The 1118-nt window shown below is 69.5% G+C and carries 2 protein-coding genes; both read left to right on the plus strand.

What is annotated here, in order from left to right:
- A partial coding sequence (locus ACIRS4_RS38380; RefSeq protein ID WP_404204934.1) for an FtsW/RodA/SpoVE family cell cycle protein occupies positions 1-695 on the plus strand: 695 nt, incomplete at its 5' end.
- A gap of 2 nt (positions 696-697) precedes the next feature.
- Positions 698-1118, plus strand: a 421-nt coding sequence (locus ACIRS4_RS38385) for a Mur ligase domain-containing protein (protein ID WP_404204936.1), incomplete at its 3' end; no start/stop codon positions are given.

Here is a 1118-nt window from a genome sequence, read left to right on the forward strand (position 1 = left end):
AGTGGAGCTATCTGCCCAACGCGCACAACGACTTCATCTTCGCCATCATCGGCGAGGAGCTCGGCTTCCTCGGCTGCGCGCTGGTGCTCGGGCTGTTCGCGCTGTTCGTGTACACCGGCCTGCGGATCGCCTCGCGGTCGGTGGATCCGTTCATCCGGCTGCTGACCGCCTCGGCCACCACCTGGATCACCGGGCAGGCGCTGATCAATGTCGGCTACGTGGTGGGTTTGCTGCCGGTGACCGGTCTGCAGCTGCCGCTGGTCTCCGCGGGAGGCTCCTCGCTGGCCATCACCCTGTTCATGTTCGGCATCATCGCCAATGCCGCCCGGCACGAGCCGGAGGCGGTGGCGGCCCTGCACGCCGGACAGGATGGCCGCTTCAGCCGTCTGCTGCGGCTGCCCACACCCGACATCTACTCGCCCGCCCGGGCCGCGCGCGCCCGCGCCAAGTCCAAGGCGACCGGCAAGCCCAAGCCCAAGCCCAAGGCGAACGCGAAGGTGAAGTCCGCGCCGCAGAAGCGCGCGCTACCCTCGGGGCGGGGCCGGGGCGGCTCGGCGGAAACATCCTCGCGGCGGTCGGTAGATTCGGATTCGGCCCGGCGCACCAGCCGCTCCACGGAATCGTGGCGCAGCACCCGGGCCTGGGAGCCCAACTATCCGATGAAACACGCCAGGGAACGGGGTAATTCGAGGTGACAGTGGAGCGGCCGGACAGTGATGTGGGTACCGCGGAAGCTCACACCGATCTACCCGAGCATCTGCGGCGCGTGCACATGATCGGCATCGGCGGTGCCGGTATGTCCGGTATCGCCCGAATTCTCCTGTCGCGCGGCGGCATGGTGTCCGGTTCCGACGCCAAGGAGAGCCGCGGCGTGCTGGCTCTGCGGGCGCGCGGCGCGCAGGTGCGCATCGGCCACGACGCCTCGGCGCTGGACCTGCTGCCCGGCGGACCCACCGCAGTGGTGACCACCTACGCCGCCATCCCCAAGACCAATCCCGAACTGGTGGAAGCCCATCGGCGCGGGGTGCCGGTGCTGTTGCGCCCGGCGGTGCTGGCCTCGCTCATGCAGGGGCACAAGACGCTGCTGGTGTCGGGCACCCATGGCAAGACCTCCACCA

Source organism: Streptomyces sp. NPDC101166 (assembly GCF_044768125.1).
GTDB lineage: Bacteria > Actinomycetota > Actinomycetes > Streptomycetales > Streptomycetaceae > Streptomyces.